The following is a 21,153-nucleotide window of genomic DNA, read 5'->3' as shown; positions in this document are numbered from 1 at the left end:
GGTTATTCCATCTCCGTCAGGCGCTTGTGATAAACCTCTCTGGCGGTCTCCAGGCCTGCCTCTGTCAGTCCGAACGCGAGCGTCAGTGACTGATTATCCCGGTACTTGCTGAGCAGGCCGTGCCGGTTCAGCGTATGGCAGGAGCGACGGAAATTGGTATCGGCAACGGGCTGGAGGCGTCCCTTATTGAGGATGCTGAAAAGCTGCATCGCCGGGAAAGGACCCGCCAGCTGACGTTCTGCCAGACCATACAGAACAAACAATACGTCTTTTTGCACACCGGATAGCCGCATCGAGGGGGCTTTGCTTTGCATGTTATTCATGTGTCACATCATTAAGTAATTAATGGCAAAGTAACCTAATTGATGTGAGACATCAATAGTGTTGTGTTCATAACGGGAAATCAGGAATCCGGAAAAAGAAAAGCCGCTCTTATCGGCGGCCTGTTTTCCCTGGTGTTGGTAGGGCGTTTTGCACTATATAGCACCACATAGTGACTATGTGCAACCACTTTCATCTATGGTGCAGCTCTTTACACTATCCGTCTTGTAACTAACGGATGGATACTGATGGCAGAGCCCTTTCTTAAAAACCGGAAACGATTTACCTCGTCGCTGGAAAATAAACTTGTTCCACTTTTCGACGAACTGTCACATGCGACACGTATACCCAAAAGTCGCCTGCTCGATGAGGCGATCGCGGATCTGCTTAAAAAGCACGGTGTGACGGTGCCGGCTGACGAACGGCGCTGATCTCACCGTTTGTCCGTACCGGAAGCCTGTTTCCCTGGTGGTTCGGTGTCAGGCGGAGTTCCGCTTTCGGCAAATATCATCTTCACGTTGGTATTGGCCAGCAGCGTGCTGGCATTTTTTTCGCCATAAACCCGTTCCAGTTGTGACGTGTCTGATTTAGCGAATACCAGCATTTCAACCGAATCATCCATCGTGACAACTCTGCTTTGCACGGGCATACGGCCGTGTTCGGCTATGAAGCGGTAAAGGGCTGTCACGGCGTCTGTAGCCGTCATTCCCTGTTCCGTCAGCACTGCTTCTGCTTTCTTTTTCAGATCTTCATCAATGCGTACATTCAACATTGTTCTCTTCTGTGGAGTGGTCCTGCCAGCGCCAGTTTGACCGCATACGATATAATTTCTCTCAGTCACCTGTGACCTCCTGTTGTTGAAGTATGTAAAGCAATTCTGCTTTACAGTATTGTAAAGCAGAATGTAAAGCAACAGGGTGTAAGAAACAGGCAGCGTCGTGGGGCGATCGTCACCTTTCCTGGCGAATACGGTTTTTCATGGCCCGGATCTCACGGGTAGTCTTTTGTGCATATTTGCGACGGTGAAGAACCTTGTCGAAGGCTTCCAGTTCCACACCGGAAGCCGGGTGTTCATTGGCGATCCAGCGCCTGAAGCTCGCCAGGGTGGCGCTTCCCTGCGATTTACCGCCTGCAGGCAAATCGGGGTCGGCCGTTTTCCAGAGGACCACATTATCCGTAACCGATACGATCAGCCGTTTCTCACCCTGTTCATTTTCATAAACGGTCCGTAATGTCAGACCGCTGCCAATTAATCCTGTCATATCCTCACCCGTCTGCAGTGATGCCGGCAGTTTTCCCCGGCGTATAAGCCAGTCCTGACGCTGTATCAGCCAGGCGCGGAAGGCCGGCGTCTGTTCCACTCTGAGTATGTATTTACGCTTCCAGGCGTAGACAGGGCCTGCTTTCTGGGGTGGTTTCAGAAAATCAGTGATGGCTCTGTCGGTCCAGAGTCGTTCCCGCAGCCCCGTTTTGCTGATCCATTCCCTGTGCCAGGCGGAGCTGGCCGCTTTGCTTTCTTTTTCCCGCATTGCTGCGCCATAAGCGCGGCGCTCTGCCTCGCTGTAACGGTGCCAGCGCCCCTTATAATAAGGCATAGCTTCCCTCCGCTCTTAACGCTGACCCGCTTCAGTTAAAGCAGAACAGCACGCGCACCTCAGCCTGTTCGCTCAGCGCTTTCAGCGCATCCAGGTGCAGAAAATACCGTTGCCCCAGAAATTCACGATAGGTGACGGTGTGTGGTGTATCCGAACGGGCGATCCGCTCAGCGACCGTGGCCGGTGGTGGCTCACCCCAGCCCCAATTGCTTTCCAGTTGCCATACTTCAGGCACAAGATGCCGCAGGGCCTCTTCCGAGATGTCGTCCGGGAAACCGCGCGGCTGGGCCAGCACCTGACACTGGCTGTAATTTCTTTCGCCGGCAAACAGGCCAAACATGCCGTAGTTCTGGTCCTTAAAGGGTTCGCTGTACGCGGGGGCTTCATACCCGTCCATGTCGTGCCACAACACCGGGGGAAACGCGCCGTAGCCGACCGGTTGCCAGCCGTCCGCGGTTTTGATTTCCGCGCAGGTTCGTATGTAGGTTCCCATTCTTACTCCTTACCGGTTTTATTTTGCGCAGGATCGGGTTGTCTGCCGGCCGCGCGCGCCAGCTGCAGGAGCTCTGCCTGCAGCGCCTTATTATCTTCTCTGGCCAGTTTCAGCTCTGCCCGCGTGTCGTCAAGCTGCCGCGTGCCGGCATCGGCTGTGGCCTGCAGAACGGCATTATTCGTCCGGGATTCGGCAAGTGCCGCGCGCGTCTCTTCCAGTTGTCCGCGCAGCCGGTCACGTTCGTCCGCCACGCCGCGCAGGTACGTCAGTTCGGCTTCCAGGCGGCGTACTTCGTCCAGTGCCTCATCACGCTGTTCATCCGCCTGGGCGATGTCTGCATCCGCCTGTTCGCGTACCGCCGCGGCGTCAGCCTCAGCCAGTTCGCGGGCCTGCTGCCACAGACGGGCGGCGAGATCGGCGGCCAGCTGCTGCAGCGTGTCCGGTACGGGCAGCGCCGGTGTGTCAGTCTGCTCGCGCAGCCGGCGCCGCCACTCCCGCATGACCGGCGAAATATGAGACAGGGAGCCGCCGCCCAGCTTCTGGCGGACCTGCTCGTTGGTCGGGCTGTTCACGCCTTCACTGACCAGCGCCTCCGCGGCGGCCTCAATGCGTGCCCGGATATCGTTGCTGATGTTCATGGTGTAATGCCCTCGTCCCAGGTATAGGTGTCCGGGCCGTTCTCGCCGGTGCACACGCCGGCTACATATGCCCCGTAGCCGTCGCCGGCCAGCGCGCGGCACATCTGATCGATAACCCACGCTTTATGGTGCGCGGTGTCCCTGCCGCCGAACCTGGCGGCTATTTCCAGCGCGGTCTGAATGGCCGCGGCCAGTTCTTCGGGTGTCCGGGTGTCGGTGATCATGTGCGTCTCCGTGTATGTATTGTATGTAATACATGTATTGTACAATACAATAATACACATTGCACGGTTTTTGCTCATTCCTGTCGCCGTTGCGGTTTAGCGGTATTCTCCGCAGCGCCGCCACTTATCCACCGTTTCTGTGGATAACGCTATATGTAGTGGCTCTGTCAGCTGATAACGGCACAATATATAGTGTCCGCGCCGGCAGCCGCGCGGCCGTTCCCCTGCCTTCCCTTCCCTGTTGATTTCGCCTTTTACGGAATTTACGTTTTTTCCGCAATGGTGGGGCCGGTGAAAAGGTATTTTCAGGTGGTTCCGGGTGTAAAAGTCACAGGGTGAAAAGATAAGGGGGCGAATCATCCGGCGGGGATAAATCGTGCGGTCGTCACGCAGCGTGATGATTACCGGTGTGTTGCTTCACTGGATTAGCTTTTAGTGCTGAATCTAAATATTTATAATTTACCGGTGAAACCTAATTTATTAGAGTGTGGTTATTCAGTAACCATAACTGCAAGCGGAGTGAACGGGATGGAATATGAAGCGTATAAGGTTCGCGGCTACGGCTTCGGACTGAAAAAAGAGATCACCGGCGTGCTGGGTCGTTTCCCCACGCAGGAAGAGGCGCAGAAAGTCGCGGATGACTACACGCAGGCCTGCCTGCCGGATAACCTGCCGGACAGTTACGATATGGGCATGGTCCGGCCGGTCGTTGCCGGCGAACCTGCCGCCGTCGATCCGGACGTGTTTCGCGGTCCGGGCGTACCGTTCACTATCGATGCTGGCCATGCCCCGACAGGCCATACGCTGCGCTTCGGCAAGCCCTCTGACAGGTAAATAACGGGATCACAATGAACACTATCTGGAAATATGTACTTGAGCCACAAATCACCCTTGATATGCCCGCCGGGGCGACGATCCTCAGTGTGGGCACGCAGGGCGATGATATCTGTCTCTGGGCACGGGTTGACACTGACGCGCCGACTGAGCAGCGTCGCTTCCTGGTGGCCGGCACGGGAATGCCGCTGGCTGAGTCCTTCACTGGCGCCAGGTTCATCGGGACCGTGCAGATGGTGCAGGCCAGCGTAAACCTGGTTATGCACGTTTTTGAATCGGAGGTGTAGGCACGATGGCCACCAAGCATATTAATGACGAGCTCTGGCATCGTATTGAAGTTCTGACCGTCCGGGCAAATGCCAGGCAAAACCTGATCCGTCCGGTCAAAGAAGCGGACGTGCTGCACCTGGTCCTGCAGCGTGGTATGGAGCTGCTTACGGATGACGATCTGCTGCAGCTGGGAAAGTACCGGCGGCCGATAGGGTTTTTACTGCGTCGGCCAGGTGGGGAGATGCTGAAGCTGGATACACTGAGTATGGCTGACGCCGTTAGCATCCTCATGCGCAGCGGACCAGCAACGCTGTGCATCTGGAGCCGCGATAATATCCTGCGCCAGGCCAGTGAAGATTTGATCCGTGAACGGCTGCCTGATGCTGTCGTACTGTCAGAAGGTGACGGCCTGGCCCGGTTCCAGACGATGCTGCCCGGTATATGGAACGCCCCGAACCGGGGCGAAATGGTCGTGATTTCCCTGGAAGCAGACAGTGCTGATCACGCCATCGCGCGCATCACTGACCTGATGTGCGAATCCCTGCTGGGTTATAAGGGGCAGCGGGCATACCGGGCGGGTGAAAACGAACAGGGAGAAGAGTCATGAACATGCGAGGCATTCTTTTTGTACTGCCACTGTGCGCCGGGCTCCTGGCGGGCTGTGATAACAAACAGGAAGCGCTGCAGTTTGAAGCTGCCCGCACGGCGGCGCTGAAGGCCGACGATCCGTTTCTGGCGCTGGACTCGTTCGAACAGCAGTCCGGCGACTACGGCCGGGACTGCGACTCGCTGGGGGCATTTCTGTTTGGTAATTTTGATTCCACGGTTAAGGCATGTCAGGCGCGGTATGAGGCCACGCGGGATATGGTCCTGAAAGCAGTTGAAAAGGGTTCCGTGCCGGCACTGGTGTTCCTGTTTGACCCAGGTAGCAAGACGCCGGATGTGTATCCGCGCGATATTGCTCCACAGAAGGCCGGGAAGGCGGCTGAGTGGCTTGTTGCACTGGCAGAGTCGGCGCCGGTGGACAGCAAAAATCAGGCGTTGCTGATGCGTGCCGGCGATGTACTGCAGGCGGGCCAGTACGTTCTGCAGGATTCCCGGAGAGCGGCGGCCCTGTACGTCAAAGCCTGGCAGGCGGGCGATCAGCGTGCCGCGGACGAGCTGGTCAGGGTCTATCACTTTCTCAAGGACAGCCGGCGTACCTACTTCTGGGAGGTCCGGAGCAAAAACGTGCAGCAGCTGGACAGTCGTGCTGAGCTGAACGGAGATGAGATCAGTGCAATTCAGAAACTTGCCGCAGACAGTTCTCGGACCGACATTTGATGAAATGAATAAGGAAAATCACAATGGCTCAGCCTATGGTGCTTCTTGGTGCTGCACACCCTGTAGCGGGTTATCTTTTTCTTGAAGTGATCCCTGACAGTGAGGTTGGCTACGTTGATATATATCAGCTGACCGATCGTCTTTATGTCGGCGATTATCTGGTCATCAATCATCGGGACTGGCGGCGGCGCGAACCTGCATTTGACGGCCGGCCGTGGGATGAATGGGTGATCCGCGAACACTTGTCCCGCATAGACTGGTATTCGAATAACACCATTCAGAGGTTATGTCAGAGGCACAATCTGTCATGTGCTGACCTGCACAAATGGGGAAAAAATGTGGCGCGTTGGGAGGATGTTCCGGTGATGGTTGCGCGTGAAGAAGACGACGTGTCCATCACTCTTCTTTCAGGGTTTACAGATAACTGATGATGCATACACAAAAGGCGTCCAACTGGTGAGGAAGGGCGCCTTTTAATTATAGACCTTTTTACTACTTAACTTTCTGTCGGAGTAAACGGAAAATTAATCTGTTAATCACTGTCAGTATAAGTACCCGATAAACGTGGTGCAACTCCGTATCAGAAATTACCGCCGGTGCTTGAATCAAGCGCCCTGAACAGGGCTTCATGAGCGGCACCCAGAAGACGCCCAGGCAGACGAAGATCATTCACGCGGTAGCTCTGCCCGGTTTGCGTGGTCACGGTGAGGTAATACTGATCGTCAAACTGCTGACCGGCACCGATATGCTCGATTGTGGTTATATCGATCCAGCACAGGTTTGTGCCAGCCGCATCCTCAAGTGGCTGGATTCGGCCTTTCAGCCACTTTTGCGGGCGGGCCGGCTGGCAATTGATCGTGATGCCGTATTTATAGCCACGGGTTCTGGCCACGAAGGCGGCAATTTTATCTTCATCCAGCTCCTGTGACGGGGTGAGCTTACTGAAGCTGGACGGAGAGAAGGTGAACTGCAGTTCTTCAAACAGGCTCAGGTACGTGGCTTCATCATCCAGGCTATCCCCGCTTTCTTTCAGCATGGAGCCCCAGATCCTCTCCATTTCGCCCTTCAGCGCCAGTTTAACCGCCTCAAATTCTTCCTGATGTTCATCGTAGTAGTTGATATCCATCGTGTCTCCTGTTGTGTTTACGGAAAATTTGTTGATTTAATATACATAAAAAATGTTCAAATATGAACATTTTCAGGATATAAATACAGGCTGAATATGACAGGCTAATCCCCCAGGATTCGGAATGGAGCTGAGATAATGAAGAAACAACTTATTGCCGGCGTCATGCTGGTTGCGGCGCACGCCGCCGGCGCTGCGCAGGGTGATGATATGGACCTGCAGCAGATTTACACGGAGGCGGGCATTCAGGGGATATGCAGCGCTGGGATGCTCACCGTGCCGGAAGAAGCCAGGGATGAAGTCGTCCCGCAGAACGTCAGACGCCTCCTGGTTCAGTGTGCCTATTTCGATGAGCAGCAGTTGCGCCGGCGTGCCGGTCTGCCGGTACAGACATTTGACCACTGGCGTGGCCGTCATGCGGTCCTTAATCTGTCGTCAGACCAGGTATCTGATGCGCTCTGGCTTTCAGCGTGGCGTGACTTCCGGGCACAGCTGGCATCGGTTTACCCGGCCCCGGCAGAAAAAAAGGCACAGGGGGAAGAGGCCGTACCCGCCGGCACGAAGCCCGGCACTGAGCATGGGAGCGCGGCGGATTGACCGGCTTTGACTTGATCCTGTGGCGACGGGGGCTGAACTGGACCCAGGAGCGCGCCGCGGCTGAGCTCGGTATCAGCCGTACCAGCCTGGTAAAATATGAGGACGGTGAGACAGTACCCCGGACCATACAACTTGCCACCGTCGCGCTGACGCTGAAAGCGGAATGGCCCAACATGAAAACCATGAGCAAAGACAGGCTGCTGCGGCAGCTGAAGTATGAAGTGCTGAGGATCGATAATGAATGAGTTTATCCATGTAGTCGGCTCATTTATCCTTGCGGGTATCCTGCTGTATGGCCTCTGGCAGGGCACACGGCGACGCCGGCGACGCCATGAACGGAAACAGGCCAGCGCGGTGCGTGTGATCGATAAAATTAATACGTTCCCGCATTTCGGGCAGAAAATTGCCTATCTGCGCAAGATAGATCCGTTTGTGTTCGAAGAGCTGCTGCTTGAAGGTTTTGAACGCAGGGGCTTTGAAGTGATCCGTAACCGCCGGTATACCGGTGACGGCGGGATTGATGGCCGCGTGAAGATTGACGGCCAGACCTGGCTTATCCAGGCCAAGCGCTATACCAGCTACATTGCCGTTGGCCACGTTCGTGACTTCAGCGACCTGCTGAACGCCACCGGAGGCCGCGGATTTTTCTGCCATACCGGAAAAACGCGCGAAGGCACCAAAGAATTCATTCGTGGCGACAGCCGCATGATCCTGGTCAGTGGCCAGAAGCTGCTTGACCTTATTGCCACCGATGCGCCGTTTATCCCTTATCCGGGATACCGGCCACCGGCCGAAATGGTTCATCCTGAACAGGAGATGACATGAAACTGAAAGGATACGTTGCCGCCCTGCCGGCATTGCTGCTGACAGGGTGCGCCATGCTACCCGGACAATCCACCGATTATGACCGCTTCTGTAACGTCTCTGGCATCGCCAGCCACGGCGAAACCTACCGTGTCAGTGACAGCCAGGACTTCTGGTTAACCCCGAACGGCCGCTATCTCAGCCAGGCTGAGTACAGCAGTCCGGCAGATACGCTTCAGAAACTGACGGGCGTTGTCAGTGGTGAAGATCCTGACCAGGTGCGGAAAAACGCCGTCAGGGTAAGGGTGTTCCGTGTTGAAAGTGAGAGCGCCAGTAAAGGCGCGTGCCTGCCCGTGCGTTATGACGATAAAAACGCGCGGCGGAAAATGGATTCGCTGACTAACGGCCGCCGTATGATGGTGTACAGTGAAGATGAAGGCCAGTCTGGCCAGCAGATTTACAATAACAGCCGCGGTGCCGGCTTCAGTTACAGGTTGCTATGAGTGGATTGAAAGGCCGCCGCATCAGTGCGGATATGTTTGCCATAATGCTGAAGATATCTGCCGGGCAGCTGGTTTTTGCAGCCCGGCATGACAAGCCGTTACGCGGACTGACCCTACCCCCTTACAGAATCTAAGGCGGAAAAAGCTGGAGCTCGACCACCTCAACGCGGAGTATGACGTTTGATATGCAGGATGCGGTCGATTTCAGCGATAAATTTCATAAAATTCAGTCGCCTGACGGCTGATTAGCGGATTTTAAAAAATTGAACACTTTCCCCCTGCAAATTTCTCAGAATTCACGTAGCGACGCCATCGAGACCGGGCGCGTGACATATGCCTACTTCGATTATGCCGATGCGCTGGCGCTGCGGGAGATGGCCAGCCAGGCTGATTTACCCAAATACCTGCTGGCCCCGGAGGTGTCGGTGTTTCTGCGGTATGTGCCAGACCTGCGCCAGCAGGTCCTTTTCGATACCCTCTGGAACACGGGCGCGCGTATTAATGAGGCGCTGGCGCTGACCGGCGCCAGCTTTCAGCTTGACGGTTCCCGGCCGTTTGTCCGGCTGAAGACGCTTAAACAGCGTCAGCGTGGTCGCGGCAGGCCGGGCAAGGATGAAGAGGTGTTCCGTCTTGTTCCTCTGACCGATCCTCAATATGTCAGGAAGGTGCGTGAATTTCTGACCACCCTGCGTATAGGTAAACAGCAGCTGCTCTGGCCGGTGCAGAGTGATAACACGCCGCGTAACTGGATCAGGAAGGCACTGGACCTCGCAAAACGTGACTCTGTCACTTTTAGTATCCCTGTTACCTGCCACACGTTCCGTCACAGCTTCTGTATGCACCTGATCCAGCATGGGATTCCGCTGAAAGTTGTACAGGCTTATGCCGGGCATTCCCGGCTGGAAACCACAGAAACCTACACGCGCGTGTTTGCGCTCGATGTCGGCCGTCAGTATGGCGTCCGGTTCAGCCTGCCAGACAGTCATCTAACGCTTCCGGAATAATCCGTATTCATCCCTGTTATTTCCTTATAAATCTAAAATAATCTCTCATCTTTCTATATCAGGCCGTTTTGAGGATGGCTTGACCGTCTCTTGTTGATTTTTATTCGGTATTTTTCTGTATTTTTCTATATTGGTACATCATTTTGTCTTTACACGTCAGCAGGGATGCGTAATAATCCATTTGAAAGCTGTATTTTTCCTGATTTCTACGGTTTTTTTCTAAATAATGTGAGGTTCAAAATGCGTATTTTTGTTGACGACGGTTCCACCAACATCAAACTGGCATGGATGGAAGATGGTGCGGTCAAAACGTTGATCAGTCCGAACAGCTTCAAGCCCGAATGGTCCATGACGTTGCTGACAGATTCATCAGTGCCGGCTTCCGCCAACTATGAAATTGACGGGGAAAAGTACAGCTTTGACCAGCTGAGCCCGGATGCCGTGCGCACCACGGAAACACGCTATCAGTACAGTGATGTGAATGTCGTCGCTATCCACCATGCCCTGATGCAGTCCGGCATTGAACCGCAGCCGGTTGATGTTGTGGTGACGCTGCCGCTGGGCGAGTACCTGGATGAAAACGATCAGCCTGATATGGCCAACATCGAGCGGAAAAAAGCGAACGTGAAGCGCGCGGTGGCCGTTCAGGGGCGTGAGAGCTTTACCGTGCGTAAAGTCAGCGTACTGCCAGAGTCGGTCCCTGCAGGCTTCAGTGTGCTGAAGGATCTGGACGATCTGGACTCCCTGCTGATTGTGGATATCGGTGGAACTACGCTGGATATCGCGCACGTTCGCAGCAAAATGTCCGGTTTCACCAAGACGCATTGCGATCCTAAAACCGGCGTATCCATCATCACCGAAGCCGTAAAACATGCACTGGATACCAGCGTGAGCACCCGTACCAGTTCGTATTTTGCCGACCGTCTGATCCAGGCGCGAAATGACGAAACGTTTCTTTCCCGTTACCTCCAGAATGCTGACCAGCGGGCCCAGGTGATGAAGGTACTGCATGAACGGGAAAAAGCCCTGACGCACCGTGTCACCGATTCAGTTGGCCGCTTTGCCGGCTTCACGCACGTCATGGTTGTCGGTGGCGGCGCCAGCCTGGTCGCCGGCGCAGTGAAGCAGGCCACGGGGGTGAGTGACGATCGTTTCTTCGTCAGTGATAACCCGCAGTTCGATCTGGTTCTGGGTATGGTGGCAATGAAGGGCTGAGTATGACTGATAACCGTAAGTGCTCGTTTTATATCTACCCGGAGCGCAATGCGGCGGACCGGGTAGCCGACGGCTTTCTTGAGAAACTGCCTCAGAAAGAGCGTGGCCGCGCGATGCGCGCCATGATGCTCTGTGGTGCCGCGTTGATGAAGCAGGACGAACGCCTGCCGTTCCTGATCGCTGAATTCCTGACGGAGAGCACCTCGATGCAGGATATTCAGCGGATCATCAGCAGTACGCTGCCGCAGCAGGATACAGGAGAAATGGCGCGTCTGGTTGAGGCGTTTCTGCAGGCCACCGGCGGTGGTAGCAATACGGTGTCGCCGGCAGGCGGCGCTGCGCCGGAAAACAGTCCCGCCGTGCCTCCCGAACCGGCAGCACCGGAGGATAAGAATCTGGAAGAAACCCGTAAGAACGTCCAGCATCTGTTCCCGGATGATGATTAAGGGGGCAGCGTGAAAAAATATGTGCTGTTAACACTGACCCTCATCGCCGGCGCCGTGACAGCAAACCCGGTAACAGCGGCCGGCAATATTGCCGGCAATGTTCAGGTGCAAGCTGCGACTGAAGTGAAAACCGGGTTTTCACCCGGCGGGACCGCATTAAATCTGGTTCTGGATTCAATCGATCACGCGCAGCATGAGATTCTGGTTGCAGCGTACAGCCTGACCAGCCGTCCTGTTGCCGGCGCGTTGCGTGCCGCAAAAAAACGGGGAGTATCGGTTGTGGTGGTTGCCGATCGCAAAGCGAACGACAACCGGTACACTGAAGTGAACTTCCTGGCCAATAACCGGGTGGCGGTGCGGATCAACGATAACTACGAGGCCATGCACGATAAATTCATGGTCTTTGACCGTCGCGCCGTATTGACCGGCTCGTTTAACTTCAGCGCCAGCGCAGACAGCCGTAATGCGGAAAATGTGGTGCTGATCAGCGGCGCGCCTGCAGTAACTGAAGCCTACGTGAACGAGTTCTCCCGTTTGTGGGCCGAAGGAAAGGACGTGGCCCCACGGTACTGACCTACAGCAGCGGCAGAAACTCTGCCGCCTGATTTTAAACTTGATTTATATGGCTCATTCGTCGTATTATCAAAACTCATTTTTCGGTAGCGCCCCGACTGGCGAAGGAGTAAACCATGCAATCATTCCCCCTGTTCGTTTCCCGTGTCGTACCGGTGATCACCAATGGCCATTGCCTGCGGCAGCGGCGCTGGTCCCTGTACAACACGTCATGCCAGATTGACCTGAGATCAGGAAGTCACCTGAGTTCACGGCCTGTCTGCACGCTATCCAGACGGGAAATCAGCAACCGGCCACCGGCTATGCCCCGCGGTTACTGGTTCAGGCACTGCAGCCGGGATGTCATGTTTACGGGGCGCATCGATCAGGCAGAACATATGAAACAGGTCTATTACAACGAAGGCTGGAGCGGTCCGAACAAGTACACGTTTGAAGTCTATCAGCTGGAGAACGGGAGTTACCGGGCGCTCGCCCGCAAATGGAATGGCAAAATCAACAAGGTGCAGCAGGAAACGCAGTACCTGTCTGACACGCGGGAGGGGCTGAAGCACCAGGACTATCCCCGCACACGCCAGGTGAAAATTTTTCTGAATTCGGACTTCTGGGAGAAGGGTAATGATTAAGATGGTTAGCGTCGTTCCGCAGCCGGAAACAGTGAAGACGCTCCGGGAAAAAATGGGCATGACTGAAACCGCATTAGGGGCTGTCATGGGGTACGAACTGCGCGCCTGGCAGCGTAAGGAAGCCATCAGCGACGATCTCAGCCAGTACAACAAAACCAGTCTTCGCCCAGGTGAATATAACATGCTGATGCTGATCGCCGGCGTGCATCCTGATTACCGCCTGAACAGGGCATTCAGTCCGGATGATATGGTCAAAGATCTCGCCACGGCCGAAGACGTTCGCCGCCTGCGTCTGGCGCTGGGGCTGAAGCACGCTGAAATTGCAGCGCTGTTTGGCTATAAACCGGCGTCATGGCAGACCAAAGAGAAGGCCGCACAGCGTGGCGTGAAGCTCAAGACCGGGGAATACAATTTCCTGTTACTGCTGGCCGGTGAACATCCTTCACTGCAGCTGGTTGAGAAGGTGAAATAAGGCCCGCGGCGACCAGAGAGGACCCTTTATGTTCACCACACGCCGAATGTTAATGCTGTATGCCGGCCTTGTGCCCGTAGCCCTGACAGGGTGTGATCTGGCTGGCTATTTCCCGAATGTGTCACAGCCCGTGCCCGTGATTTCGCCCGGTTATCAGGTTGACATCGATGGCCAGCCGGTCCGGATATCGGGATTTGACGACTGCCCGCGGGAAAAAGATGAAGCCCGGCACGCAGCTGCAAGGGATGAGAAAGGCTGCATTGTGCTGTCTGCAGAGCGTTCCGAGGTGAAGGTCAGACTGTATCAGCCAGCCGGCGCCGTCACCGAAACCTGGCGGATCATCCGGGAAAAAGACGCTCACCAGAGCGATATTATTCGCCTGCAGCGCCCGAACGGCGCGTTTGTGATGCAAAATTTACAGGGGAAGGAGTCTCCTTAAACCAAAAAACCACAAAATTAACTTGATTTGCATGGCTCATTAGACGTATAGTAATTACATCGAAAGGCAATCCGGCCTTTCGACGGTAGCGCCCCGACCGGCGCAGGAGTCACCTTATGACTGCTCTCAATTCTCAGCAACAGGCTGATGTTGCCCGCTATATCCGGGAACATGGCAATAAAACCGTTATTTCCCCTGAATGGTCACTTATTTATTTCTCGCTGTGTCAGTGTGAATTACATCAATCGCATGAAGCCATTATTTTTCATAATGGCCGACCAGCAGGTCTATTTCTTCTGAATGGAACAGGCGAGCTCACCGATTTTTATCTGCTGGGGTCGCTTTCTGACATTCTCACCGCCGCTGCGGTCAGCAAATAGCTTTCAGGGAGTAAATACACTATGACCATGCAATCAGAATTTTTATTTACTGATCCTATGCTCAACGTCGTTATAGCAGAAATTAAGCGTTTTAATTGCCCGCTTCTTTTCGTCAAAGATCACGGCGTGTATGTGATGGCGGCGAAAGGTGAGAAAAACAGTAAAGGGAAGCGTAATGTCTGTTATGCCAATGGCTTCAATCCGGATACAACGGATTTTGACGAACTCTGGGACCGTATGGAGGCAGCCTGTGGCGGAGATGATTTTTGCGAAACCCTTGCCTTCGATACAAGATCGATTGAACTTCTCAGCCGCGCGAAACCTTATCTGAGAATTATGGTTTCAGATTCGATGCTGGAAGTTATTACCGGGGGGCAGAAATAAAACCATAATAGCCCGTTAAATCGGGCTTATTTTATTTTAACTGTATTTACATCTAGGACAAAATGTCCTAATATATATTTGTGGCCGGGTAAGGTGCTCAGGTCCCCTACCGAGGGAAATATATGAAATTTTCAGCAGAAGAACTCAACATTATCCGCCAGGCGGATGCCATTATTGCCGGTAAAATTACCACCACGGATTTTATCACCGGTGCCGACGCCGCGCGTTCCTTGCTGCGGTTTCGTCTTGCTGCAGAACCACGCGAATCATTCTGCGCGTTCTTTCTTAACATCCAGAACGGCGTGATTGCGTTTGAAGAACTGTTTAAGGGCACCATCAGCAGCGTCACCGTTCATCCGCGTATCGTCCTGCAACGCGCCCTGCATCATAATGCCGCCGCTGTGGTACTGGCGCATAACCATCCTTCCGCTTCCACTGAACCCAGCCAGGCTGACAAGCTGATCACCGAGCGTCTGGCGCAGGTGCTGGGGATGGTTGATGTCAAAGTCCTCGATCACCTGATTGTGGGCGGCAGCGATATTTACTCTTTTGCTGAACATGGTCTGATTTGACAACCGCGGCCGCACAGTGGTGCGGCCGGCTCTGGAGGCTTGCTATGGGCAATAAATATACCGTGCCGCTTAACGTGGGCGCGATCCGCGAAAGCTGTTTCCGTCCCGCTGACAAATGGACCCCGCCGACGGGGGAAGAGCTCCGCTATCTGCTGGAAAATGTGCTCAACCTGAGTCAGGAAGGGCTGGCACGATATGTTGGCGTTAACGGCAGAACGGTGCGCCGTTGGGTGACTGGAGAAAGTGACATCGCGTATTCCGTCTGGTGCGTCCTGTGCATCGATGCCGGCTTACCGCCGATCTGGAAATAGCAGCGCACAATACCGACGCGCAAACGTGCTTCCTGAACGTATCGGATATACGAAGGAAATATTATGTGTAGCGGCTCGCAATCGAAATCCCTCCGACTCGCAATCAGCGTCGATTCTGGCTCACATTAACTGAAAATGAAAAATGCCACCGGCTCACATTAGGTGATAATGGGCTCGCATTTATCCTGCCCGGCTCGCAATCTATTTCGCCGGGCTCACAATAAGTGCAAATCAACATCGTCATATTGGCAGACCGACCGCCAGCATTCTGTCGCGTAGTTCGGCCGTGCGGGCTGGGTCTAACTGATTGTTAAATAATGCTCTGATTTCAGCAGGTTTTGCATCGAACTGCTCCACCATGTCCTTCAACCGGTAACCATGCCGTGTGAGCGTCGGCTCCAGGTCATCCAGCTGACGTGACAGCACGGATTCAACCAGCGCGGCGGTAATCGGTTTTTCGCCCGTCTGGTATCCTGCTTCCATCGCCAGCGTCAGGTGCAACTGGACCTGCAGCGGTGTTCGCAGCTTCATAGCCAGCAGGTCAACGGCTTCGGTCGTCAGAATATCTTCCGGCTTACCCTTACCGGTGCTGGTCTTCAGCAGCCACTGGATATATTCACGCTGACTGCCGGTGATCCCGTCCAGTGTAAAAATATCGGTACGATAGCCAATTTCCTCCATCGTCGGACGACGCAGGTCATTACGCAGTTTTGGGTGACCGGCCAGAACGACGGACAGCCTACCACCGCCGTCTTCAACCACTTCCATCAGCCGTTTGAGCCCCGTTAGTGTATTACCATTCAGGTCATGGGCTTCATCAACAAACAGCGCCACCGGGCGTTTGCCTTTTTTGACCAGCTCCTGCAGCTCACGCTCGCGGCGTTCACCCTGTTTGGGAATTTGCACCTGCTTATCCTGTGCCAGGTCATAAAACAGGGCGTTAATCAGCGTGGCGAGCCGGACGCTGTGTTTGTCCACCGACAGTGAACGGGCGACAATGATTTTATTTTCATCTATCAGTTGTTGCTGCAGGCGTCGCAAAGTGACGGTTTTACCGCTTCCCACCACGCCACAGACCGCGATCAGTCGTCCTTCGCGTATTGCACCCTTAATGTCTTTCATCAGCTGCTTATGGTGGGCAGTTTCATAATACCCGGCCTGTTCAATAGACTGCATCAGTCCATAATGCTCCATCACTTCAACCCGCATGGTCTTCTCCTGATTGTTTTTTACGAAAATAGTCTCTGATGCGGGCGAGTACTTCACTACGGTTAAGCGTCTTAGTCAGAATACTGTCGATAAACGCCCGGTCTTCATCCGACATTCTGGCCAGCGGTATGGCCAGATCGTCGGCAATTGCCAGTTTTGCCGCAATAACGGTGGGAAAGTGATATTCAAATTTTCGGGCATCAAAGGGCTGATGTGGCAACGCATCAATGCGCTGCTGAGTGTCATCACTGACCACGCGGAGATCGCTGCCGGACAATGCGCTGATGGGGATGTTCAGCTGTCTGGCCAGGGCATGGATACGATCGGCCCGTTCAGCCGCTTTACCGCGCCTGAACGTCCGGTAACGGTGTAGCGGCACAGGCCCCGACACTGGATAATAAGGCCCCCATGTTTCACCGGTAAACTCCACATACATCTCTTCGTCAAACAGCCCCCACAGCAGAATGACGGTTTCACCCGCCATATCCGGTTCAACTTCCCATGCGGTGCCGTCTATCGTTATCCGAGCATCAACACCCACCTTGCGGGATTCCGGCTCCCGGGCGAACCGACAGTATTGTTCCCAGCTGCACATATCCCTCACACCTTCCTGGGCGATATTTGCCAGCCAGTCCTCCAGTCGGGAGTGTTTCTCGCTGCGGTGACGCTGCGCGTTATAACGGCTCAGATAGTTCCAGAGCCATTCGTTGGCCTGCAGCTCCGTTTCCGGTTTATGGAAATGGTACAGGGTTTCATGCGCTTCTTTGACGGTCCGGAAAGGGCGTTCGACTTTACCTTTGGACCGTGCAGTCGTCCGGGTACCGTCCTTGCCTGCCGGCGTATGCGTCAGCCAGTCAACCTTCAGGGACTGCATCACATTCTGGAAGACATGGCTTTTGGCCACCGGTCCGTTATCGAGGTACAGCATTTTCGGGCGGCCCTGGAAAGGAAAATCAAACCTGGCTTTTGGCGCCATGGCGTTAAAGAGAAAACGCAGCGCTGATTCTGCATCCTCACCGTACACGCACCGGTATTCCTGGTATGCGACACCGCTCCGATCATCCCGTCCGGTCGACAGATGGCGGCCGGAAGTATTTGTGGATCGTAATTTCAGTGCAGCAATCAGTTCGCAGTAATGCTCCAGCTCGGACGGTGGCAGTACCCGGGGATGACCATGATCACTGAGGTGGGCCGTTCGCGGTTTCAAAACAAGGTGACGCGCGCGATAAACCCACGTCACTGAAATACCAAACAGCTGGGCGGTAGCGGCAATCTGATTGGCACGTTCAGGGCTTTTTGGTGGCAGGCGATCGAGCCGTTGCCGTAGTTGCAACAGGGAGTCAGGTGGAATCGCGCTACGCCGGCTGCTCATAATTTTCCAGCGCCCGGTAGACTGACGCCCTCCCAATCCCTAGCTGACGGGCGATGGCCGTGGCCCCCATCTTCTCCGTGGTATACAGACGATATACCTCAGCAGGATCTATGGAAGGCTTTCTTCCCCGGTACACACCCCGGGCTTTCGCCGCGGCAATGCCTTCCATCTGGCGCTCCCGACGAAGGTTGGTTTCAAACTCAGCGAAAACACCCAGCATATCGAGGAAGGCTTTGCCTGCAGCTGAACGCGTGTCCACTGGCTGTTCTGTTGCCCTGAGCGTTACGCCCTGTTGATTCAGGGCATACACAATGTCCTGCAGGTCCTTAATGCTGCGGGCCAGGCGATCCACGCGGGTCACCATCAACGTATCACCAGGGCGCAGGAACTCCAGCAGCTGCTGCAACTCGCTCCTTCCGGTCCGGCTGCTTCCGCTGGCTTTTTCTGCACGAATGATTTCACAACCAGCAGCGCGGAGAATTTGTGTCTGCAGGGTTAGATCCTGATCACTGGTTGAAACGCGGGCATAGCCGTAAAGTGCCATAATGATGAAAACTGTCTCGTTTAATTCTAGATGATGAAAACGTAACACCGGAATGGGATAAAAACAACCCAAATGAGACAGGAAAACTGTCTCACCGGGTTGTGCGTTTTGGGCATACCCTAATTACACGACAGCTATGTCTGATTGCCCGTTCTTTAAACGGGCCCAGTCAGGTTTTTTACTCCCCTCCAGGAAGATATTAATCCTTTGTGCCACACCACGTCTCATCCGAATCCAGGCCCCATAGACGGTGGGTTCGGTGCGGTGGTATTGGTGAAATGACGTCATATATAACATTGCATGTATACTGATTGTTTTTTCCGGCCTTTAATACAATAAGGTAATGCCCTTTATGAATACAATCAGCAGGTTCTGGGCTGAGGGTAATAGAACTTCCATCCAGGGTGGTCGCCCCTGTTCGTTGCAGGAACATCTCATTGCTCATTGGGTATCCGGCTGCACCGACGACACGGGTATTTTGTATTACGATGCTGGTTTCCAGTATTTCCAGGATGACTCTCGCTTTACTGCGAATATCATTCCTGTTGTACACTTCCACAATGTATCTTCCCGCAGCATGGAAAAGTTCCTCGGTAAGATTAGTCGTGATCTCTCCGCCGGATATTGACAATGCGCCTATTTTTTCAAGGAATAATTGTTGACTTATCGGTGCGGAGAGAAACTCATACAAATGATTCTTTTTGATTGCAATATCGGCATGATGTGTATTATCCAAACAATACTGGTCTGTGTATTTAAAAAGAAATTCCCACCAGGAATTATCTTTCTGATCGGTAGGAAAGTACCAGTACGGTGTTTGCTTTAAACGAAAATATTCACGACTACCATCGCTCCATGCACCAAGATAGATATCACCGACTTTCCCCTGACGAGAGTCAGACCACGGATGTAGTTTGTCTGTGTTATATTTTCTCATCATTGCAATATCTATGTACTCTCCTGAATGTATTTCTCTCTCTCCTGTAACTTTAAGGTGTAATTTACCACCGAGAGTCATCGCACGTCCGTCAGAATCACGGACAAAAACTCGGATCAACGCAGAACTGTTTTGTATAACATCCGGTGGTACGGAAATCGTAACACTCTGATGCCCAGAAGAAGATAAAAAAGAGAATCCTTCAGGTATTTCCCACTGGTAACTTAACGTATTATTATTTTTATTTGTGACAAGAACCGATACATCAAAAATTCCACTCTCATGAATATTTTCCGGGATATTAATCTGTCCGGTAATATTTTGATCCTGTAGAGGGAACTGGTAAGCTGGCTTTTCGTCAGTATTTTTCCATATGGGTTTCGTTAAATCGAGCAGCTCCATGTTGTTTATTTCCTGCACCGTTTCCGGAAGTACCGTCAGCCCCCACTGTTCAAAAAACGTTAATAAATTAAAACCAGATACCCGACTGCATTCCAGTATAAATCGCTGAATTTTTTCATTACTGTTCTGCGGGCGTTCTGTTGCTTTCAGGATGCGATAACGTTGTCCGAGTCGGGCATGAAAATCCCTGCCGAATGCCAGGGTAAGCTGCCAGAACATGGCAACCTGATGAAACAACCCCAGTCTGCTGTAGTCTTTGTCATGTTCCTTAAAGTATTCAAAGAGTTCTGGCCAAATACTGTCCAACCCGGTTGCTCTTCCATTCAGCGCACTCTGTACGTAGAGTGATACGATATTGACCGTCACTTCCCCCAGTCCATCCCAGCGCACATCGTCCAGCTGATAATGATGCCCCAGCTCATGCCAGGGGCCCCAGCCGTCTTCTATCAGATACCGGCTGTTGCAAACGCAGTACGCGCCATTGAGATTGGTTCCGAGCCAGGCGTTCGACGCAGACATATAGCCTCCGGTCGAAGAAGGCTTAGTCTCAAAAATATACTGAAATGGCGTGGCCTGATGAGGACGAGAATAATTTGCATGCAGCCCGTAGCACTCCTCCGCAAGCGATACAATTTTGTCCCACAGCTCGGACACTTTCTGAGGATTATCGATATTTTCCTTAAGCACACGTAGCGGCATAGCAATAATCATTCGTTGTCCAACCAACTCGCCATAGGGGGCATTGCTAAAATCCTCAAGTGCCTGGTTCCAGGTTTGCTGAGTATCCAGGCCCAATACAAAACGCGGCATCTGGCGGGCACCACTGACTATCTGAGCATAAATTTCCGAATCCAGAGGAAAGTTGGGAGCAGCAAAATAGATAATCCCACGATTTTCGGCCGTAATACGCTGAGTTCCAAAATCCAGCTGAACTGACTGACGGGATTTACTCTCTTCATCAGCGGATTCCGTCACCGGATATATCCACAGCTCCGGTGCAGATGAAGGCATGTCACCGTTGTAATGACAGACTATCTCCAGACTGTCCCCGGCTTCACACCAAAGTCCGGTAGACTGTGTAGGATGAGGACTAAACCAGCGCCGATGATCTCTTTTTGCAATATCGGAAGGTAAACCACGTTGTATCAGTTTGTTAGAAGACATCATAAAATTCACCTGAAGGATGTTTGACGCTTTAAATATAGATCATCCCAGCGGGTAGTGAACGTTTCGAGTTGATGGCCTGAATTATGGTAAGTCAATAGCTGGTTCACGGTCAGGAAATTTTTTAAAGCGCCTTTTCAGTAGCCTAACCATGAACGGAGTAAACGGGATGCTGCGGTCGGTTTGCCGATATGACGAAGTTTATTTGCAGTTATTGTGAGCCCGGTGGAATGGATTGCGAGCCGGGCAGGATAAATGCGAGCCCATTATCACTTAATGTGAGCCAGTGGCACTTTTCGCAGAGTAGCCAGAGACGGTTACCCGCCTCCAGCCCTCTAAGAACCGTGCATGCACCTTTCAACGCACACGGCTCAAGCC

At 53.4% G+C, this 21,153-nt stretch carries 32 protein-coding genes; 21 read left to right on the top strand and 11 right to left on the bottom strand.

Annotated features, from left to right (window positions below; genetic code table 11):
* Positions 1-2: 2 nt before the first annotated feature.
* Positions 3-323 (bottom strand): chromosome segregation protein ParM, encoded by a 321-nt coding sequence (locus QRY16_RS17955; protein WP_151333490.1) that lies wholly within the window; start codon positions 321-323, stop codon positions 3-5.
* Positions 324-569: 246 nt separating this feature from the next.
* On the opposite strand from QRY16_RS17955, the gene QRY16_RS17950 reads away from it, so the two are divergent.
* Positions 570-752 (top strand): ribbon-helix-helix domain-containing protein, encoded by a 183-nt coding sequence (locus tag QRY16_RS17950; protein ID WP_289777568.1) that lies wholly within the window; start codon positions 570-572, stop codon positions 750-752.
* Positions 753-754: 2 nt separating this feature from the next.
* On the opposite strand, the gene QRY16_RS17945 is transcribed toward QRY16_RS17950, so the two are convergent.
* The 5 genes from QRY16_RS17945 to QRY16_RS17925 form a co-directional block, all read right to left on the bottom strand.
* Positions 755-1,093 (bottom strand): type II toxin-antitoxin system RelB/DinJ family antitoxin, encoded by a 339-nt coding sequence (locus QRY16_RS17945; protein ID WP_289777567.1) that lies wholly within the window; start codon positions 1,091-1,093, stop codon positions 755-757.
* A gap of 178 nt (positions 1,094-1,271) precedes the next feature.
* Positions 1,272-1,916 (bottom strand): hypothetical protein, encoded by a 645-nt coding sequence (locus QRY16_RS17940; protein ID WP_289777566.1) that lies wholly within the window; start codon positions 1,914-1,916, stop codon positions 1,272-1,274.
* 31 nt (positions 1,917-1,947) lie between these two features.
* Positions 1,948-2,409 carry a hypothetical protein gene (locus QRY16_RS17935; RefSeq protein ID WP_289777565.1) on the bottom strand — a complete coding sequence of 154 codons (462 nt, stop codon included), beginning with the start codon at positions 2,407-2,409 and terminating at the stop codon, positions 1,948-1,950.
* A gap of 2 nt (positions 2,410-2,411) precedes the next feature.
* A complete protein-coding gene (locus QRY16_RS17930) occupies positions 2,412-3,047 on the bottom strand; it encodes a DNA-binding protein (protein WP_277129900.1) in 636 nt (211 codons plus the stop codon).
* Complete coding sequence (locus tag QRY16_RS17925) at positions 3,044-3,271, bottom strand: hypothetical protein (protein WP_289777564.1); 228 nt, start codon at positions 3,269-3,271, stop codon at positions 3,044-3,046. The genes QRY16_RS17930 and QRY16_RS17925 overlap by 4 nt, the downstream gene beginning before the upstream one ends.
* Positions 3,272-3,706: 435 nt before the next feature.
* Between QRY16_RS17925 and QRY16_RS17920 the strand changes: the two genes are divergently transcribed.
* The 5 genes from QRY16_RS17920 to QRY16_RS17900 are packed head-to-tail and all read left to right on the top strand — an operon-like array spanning position 3,707 to position 6,126.
* Entirely contained in the window at positions 3,707-4,105 is a 399-nt protein-coding gene (locus QRY16_RS17920) for a hypothetical protein (RefSeq protein ID WP_289777563.1), read from the top strand.
* A 14-nt stretch (positions 4,106-4,119) separates the two neighbouring features.
* On the top strand, positions 4,120-4,392 hold the full coding sequence (locus QRY16_RS17915; RefSeq protein ID WP_069722397.1) for a DUF7352 domain-containing protein: 273 nt from the start codon (positions 4,120-4,122) through the stop codon (positions 4,390-4,392).
* 5 nt (positions 4,393-4,397) lie between these two features.
* Positions 4,398-4,982, top strand: a complete 585-nt coding sequence (locus QRY16_RS17910; RefSeq protein ID WP_289777562.1) for a hypothetical protein — start codon at positions 4,398-4,400, stop codon at positions 4,980-4,982.
* Positions 4,979-5,698 carry a hypothetical protein gene (locus QRY16_RS17905; RefSeq protein ID WP_289777561.1) on the top strand — a complete coding sequence of 240 codons (720 nt, stop codon included), beginning with the start codon at positions 4,979-4,981 and terminating at the stop codon, positions 5,696-5,698. The genes QRY16_RS17910 and QRY16_RS17905 overlap by 4 nt, the downstream gene beginning before the upstream one ends.
* A gap of 23 nt (positions 5,699-5,721) precedes the next feature.
* Positions 5,722-6,126, top strand: a complete 405-nt coding sequence (locus QRY16_RS17900; protein WP_289777560.1) for a hypothetical protein — start codon at positions 5,722-5,724, stop codon at positions 6,124-6,126.
* Positions 6,127-6,278: 152 nt separating this feature from the next.
* Here the strand turns inward: QRY16_RS17900 and QRY16_RS17895 are convergent, their stop codons facing one another.
* Positions 6,279-6,824: a hypothetical protein gene (locus QRY16_RS17895; protein ID WP_289777559.1), complete on the bottom strand. Its 546-nt coding sequence runs from the start codon at positions 6,822-6,824 to the stop codon at positions 6,279-6,281.
* 138 nt (positions 6,825-6,962) lie between these two features.
* On the opposite strand from QRY16_RS17895, the gene QRY16_RS17890 reads away from it, so the two are divergent.
* The 15 genes from QRY16_RS17890 to QRY16_RS17820 all read left to right on the top strand — a co-directional run bounded on the left by QRY16_RS17890 (position 6,963) and on the right by QRY16_RS17820 (position 15,147).
* Positions 6,963-7,421 carry a hypothetical protein gene (locus QRY16_RS17890; RefSeq protein ID WP_176603171.1) on the top strand — a complete coding sequence of 153 codons (459 nt, stop codon included), beginning with the start codon at positions 6,963-6,965 and terminating at the stop codon, positions 7,419-7,421.
* Complete coding sequence (locus QRY16_RS17885) at positions 7,418-7,666, top strand: helix-turn-helix domain-containing protein (protein ID WP_040119734.1); 249 nt, start codon at positions 7,418-7,420, stop codon at positions 7,664-7,666. The genes QRY16_RS17890 and QRY16_RS17885 overlap by 4 nt, the downstream gene beginning before the upstream one ends.
* Positions 7,659-8,246, top strand: a complete 588-nt coding sequence (locus QRY16_RS17880) for a restriction endonuclease (RefSeq protein WP_289777558.1) — start codon at positions 7,659-7,661, stop codon at positions 8,244-8,246. The genes QRY16_RS17885 and QRY16_RS17880 overlap by 8 nt, the downstream gene beginning before the upstream one ends.
* On the top strand, positions 8,243-8,728 hold the full coding sequence (locus QRY16_RS17875) for a hypothetical protein (RefSeq protein ID WP_125330124.1): 486 nt from the start codon (positions 8,243-8,245) through the stop codon (positions 8,726-8,728). The genes QRY16_RS17880 and QRY16_RS17875 overlap by 4 nt, the downstream gene beginning before the upstream one ends.
* Positions 8,729-8,991: 263 nt before the next feature.
* A complete protein-coding gene (locus tag QRY16_RS17870) occupies positions 8,992-9,732 on the top strand; it encodes a tyrosine-type recombinase/integrase (protein WP_289777557.1) in 741 nt (246 codons plus the stop codon).
* Between the two features lie 240 nt (positions 9,733-9,972).
* The gene (locus QRY16_RS17865) at positions 9,973-10,947 is read left to right on the top strand and encodes a plasmid segregation protein ParM (protein WP_135691276.1); all 975 of its coding nucleotides are present in this window, start codon (positions 9,973-9,975) and stop codon (positions 10,945-10,947) included.
* A gap of 2 nt (positions 10,948-10,949) precedes the next feature.
* The gene (locus QRY16_RS17860; RefSeq protein ID WP_289777556.1) at positions 10,950-11,393 is read left to right on the top strand and encodes a plasmid partitioning/stability family protein; all 444 of its coding nucleotides are present in this window, start codon (positions 10,950-10,952) and stop codon (positions 11,391-11,393) included.
* A gap of 9 nt (positions 11,394-11,402) precedes the next feature.
* Entirely contained in the window at positions 11,403-11,966 is a 564-nt protein-coding gene (locus tag QRY16_RS17855; RefSeq protein ID WP_289777555.1) for a phospholipase D family nuclease, read from the top strand.
* 116 nt (positions 11,967-12,082) lie between these two features.
* Positions 12,083-12,589, top strand: a complete 507-nt coding sequence (locus tag QRY16_RS17850) for a hypothetical protein (protein WP_289777554.1) — start codon at positions 12,083-12,085, stop codon at positions 12,587-12,589.
* Entirely contained in the window at positions 12,582-13,061 is a 480-nt protein-coding gene (locus tag QRY16_RS17845) for a helix-turn-helix domain-containing protein (protein WP_289777553.1), read from the top strand. The genes QRY16_RS17850 and QRY16_RS17845 overlap by 8 nt, the downstream gene beginning before the upstream one ends.
* A 28-nt stretch (positions 13,062-13,089) precedes the next feature.
* Positions 13,090-13,500 carry a hypothetical protein gene (locus QRY16_RS17840; protein WP_277129862.1) on the top strand — a complete coding sequence of 137 codons (411 nt, stop codon included), beginning with the start codon at positions 13,090-13,092 and terminating at the stop codon, positions 13,498-13,500.
* A gap of 116 nt (positions 13,501-13,616) precedes the next feature.
* Positions 13,617-13,880 carry a hypothetical protein gene (locus QRY16_RS17835; protein ID WP_289777552.1) on the top strand — a complete coding sequence of 88 codons (264 nt, stop codon included), beginning with the start codon at positions 13,617-13,619 and terminating at the stop codon, positions 13,878-13,880.
* A gap of 21 nt (positions 13,881-13,901) precedes the next feature.
* Positions 13,902-14,264, top strand: a complete 363-nt coding sequence (locus QRY16_RS17830) for a DUF3085 domain-containing protein (protein ID WP_060578762.1) — start codon at positions 13,902-13,904, stop codon at positions 14,262-14,264.
* Positions 14,265-14,386: 122 nt separating this feature from the next.
* Positions 14,387-14,836 carry a JAB domain-containing protein gene (locus QRY16_RS17825; protein WP_060578761.1) on the top strand — a complete coding sequence of 150 codons (450 nt, stop codon included), beginning with the start codon at positions 14,387-14,389 and terminating at the stop codon, positions 14,834-14,836.
* Positions 14,837-14,880: 44 nt separating this feature from the next.
* Positions 14,881-15,147 (top strand): helix-turn-helix domain-containing protein, encoded by a 267-nt coding sequence (locus QRY16_RS17820; RefSeq protein WP_020805667.1) that lies wholly within the window; start codon positions 14,881-14,883, stop codon positions 15,145-15,147.
* A 240-nt stretch (positions 15,148-15,387) separates the two neighbouring features.
* Here the strand turns inward: QRY16_RS17820 and QRY16_RS17815 are convergent, their stop codons facing one another.
* The 4 genes from QRY16_RS17815 to QRY16_RS17800 all read right to left on the bottom strand — a co-directional run bounded on the left by QRY16_RS17815 (position 15,388) and on the right by QRY16_RS17800 (position 20,778).
* Entirely contained in the window at positions 15,388-16,413 is a 1,026-nt protein-coding gene (locus QRY16_RS17815) for an ExeA family protein (RefSeq protein WP_289777551.1), read from the bottom strand.
* Positions 16,346-17,728, bottom strand: a complete 1,383-nt coding sequence (locus tag QRY16_RS17810) for an IS481 family transposase (RefSeq protein WP_289777550.1) — start codon at positions 17,726-17,728, stop codon at positions 16,346-16,348. The genes QRY16_RS17815 and QRY16_RS17810 overlap by 68 nt, the downstream gene beginning before the upstream one ends.
* The gene (locus QRY16_RS17805; RefSeq protein WP_289777549.1) at positions 17,712-18,272 is read right to left on the bottom strand and encodes a recombinase family protein; all 561 of its coding nucleotides are present in this window, start codon (positions 18,270-18,272) and stop codon (positions 17,712-17,714) included. Before QRY16_RS17805 ends, QRY16_RS17810 begins: the two co-directional genes overlap by 17 nt.
* 199 nt (positions 18,273-18,471) lie before the next feature.
* Positions 18,472-20,778 carry a M60 family metallopeptidase gene (locus QRY16_RS17800; protein ID WP_289777548.1) on the bottom strand — a complete coding sequence of 769 codons (2,307 nt, stop codon included), beginning with the start codon at positions 20,776-20,778 and terminating at the stop codon, positions 18,472-18,474.
* Positions 20,779-21,153 lie beyond the last annotated feature (375 nt).

The organism is Mixta mediterraneensis (assembly GCF_030283135.1).
GTDB classification, from domain to species: domain Bacteria; phylum Pseudomonadota; class Gammaproteobacteria; order Enterobacterales; family Enterobacteriaceae; genus Pantoea; species Pantoea mediterraneensis.
The sequence above is the reverse complement of the archived record's forward strand: the minus strand, read 5'-3'. Positions and strand labels throughout refer to the sequence as shown.

Bases quoted from the DNA above. Each gene is read 5' to 3' on its own strand.
- QRY16_RS17955 (WP_151333490.1), bottom strand. From the start codon at position 323: ATGAATAACATGCAAAGCAAAGCCCCCTCGATGCGGCTATCCGGTGTG.
- QRY16_RS17950 (WP_289777568.1), top strand. From the start codon at position 570: ATGGCAGAGCCCTTTCTTAAAAACCGGAAACGATTTACCTCGTCGCTG.
- QRY16_RS17945 (WP_289777567.1), bottom strand. From the start codon at position 1,093: ATGTTGAATGTACGCATTGATGAAGATCTGAAAAAGAAAGCAGAAGCA.
- QRY16_RS17940 (WP_289777566.1), bottom strand. From the start codon at position 1,916: ATGCCTTATTATAAGGGGCGCTGGCACCGTTACAGCGAGGCAGAGCGC.
- QRY16_RS17935 (WP_289777565.1), bottom strand. From the start codon at position 2,409: ATGGGAACCTACATACGAACCTGCGCGGAAATCAAAACCGCGGACGGC.
- QRY16_RS17930 (WP_277129900.1), bottom strand. From the start codon at position 3,047: ATGAACATCAGCAACGATATCCGGGCACGCATTGAGGCCGCCGCGGAG.
- QRY16_RS17925 (WP_289777564.1), bottom strand. From the start codon at position 3,271: ATGATCACCGACACCCGGACACCCGAAGAACTGGCCGCGGCCATTCAG.
- QRY16_RS17915 (WP_069722397.1), top strand. From the start codon at position 4,120: ATGAACACTATCTGGAAATATGTACTTGAGCCACAAATCACCCTTGAT.
- QRY16_RS17910 (WP_289777562.1), top strand. From the start codon at position 4,398: ATGGCCACCAAGCATATTAATGACGAGCTCTGGCATCGTATTGAAGTT.
- QRY16_RS17905 (WP_289777561.1), top strand. From the start codon at position 4,979: ATGAACATGCGAGGCATTCTTTTTGTACTGCCACTGTGCGCCGGGCTC.
- QRY16_RS17900 (WP_289777560.1), top strand. From the start codon at position 5,722: ATGGCTCAGCCTATGGTGCTTCTTGGTGCTGCACACCCTGTAGCGGGT.
- QRY16_RS17895 (WP_289777559.1), bottom strand. From the start codon at position 6,824: ATGGATATCAACTACTACGATGAACATCAGGAAGAATTTGAGGCGGTT.
- QRY16_RS17890 (WP_176603171.1), top strand. From the start codon at position 6,963: ATGAAGAAACAACTTATTGCCGGCGTCATGCTGGTTGCGGCGCACGCC.
- QRY16_RS17880 (WP_289777558.1), top strand. From the start codon at position 7,659: ATGAATGAGTTTATCCATGTAGTCGGCTCATTTATCCTTGCGGGTATC.
- QRY16_RS17875 (WP_125330124.1), top strand. From the start codon at position 8,243: ATGAAACTGAAAGGATACGTTGCCGCCCTGCCGGCATTGCTGCTGACA.
- QRY16_RS17865 (WP_135691276.1), top strand. From the start codon at position 9,973: ATGCGTATTTTTGTTGACGACGGTTCCACCAACATCAAACTGGCATGG.
- QRY16_RS17860 (WP_289777556.1), top strand. From the start codon at position 10,950: ATGACTGATAACCGTAAGTGCTCGTTTTATATCTACCCGGAGCGCAAT.
- QRY16_RS17850 (WP_289777554.1), top strand. From the start codon at position 12,083: ATGCAATCATTCCCCCTGTTCGTTTCCCGTGTCGTACCGGTGATCACC.
- QRY16_RS17845 (WP_289777553.1), top strand. From the start codon at position 12,582: ATGATTAAGATGGTTAGCGTCGTTCCGCAGCCGGAAACAGTGAAGACG.
- QRY16_RS17840 (WP_277129862.1), top strand. From the start codon at position 13,090: ATGTTCACCACACGCCGAATGTTAATGCTGTATGCCGGCCTTGTGCCC.
- QRY16_RS17835 (WP_289777552.1), top strand. From the start codon at position 13,617: ATGACTGCTCTCAATTCTCAGCAACAGGCTGATGTTGCCCGCTATATC.
- QRY16_RS17830 (WP_060578762.1), top strand. From the start codon at position 13,902: ATGACCATGCAATCAGAATTTTTATTTACTGATCCTATGCTCAACGTC.
- QRY16_RS17825 (WP_060578761.1), top strand. From the start codon at position 14,387: ATGAAATTTTCAGCAGAAGAACTCAACATTATCCGCCAGGCGGATGCC.
- QRY16_RS17820 (WP_020805667.1), top strand. From the start codon at position 14,881: ATGGGCAATAAATATACCGTGCCGCTTAACGTGGGCGCGATCCGCGAA.
- QRY16_RS17810 (WP_289777550.1), bottom strand. From the start codon at position 17,728: ATGAGCAGCCGGCGTAGCGCGATTCCACCTGACTCCCTGTTGCAACTA.
- QRY16_RS17805 (WP_289777549.1), bottom strand. From the start codon at position 18,272: ATGGCACTTTACGGCTATGCCCGCGTTTCAACCAGTGATCAGGATCTA.
- QRY16_RS17800 (WP_289777548.1), bottom strand. From the start codon at position 20,778: ATGATGTCTTCTAACAAACTGATACAACGTGGTTTACCTTCCGATATT.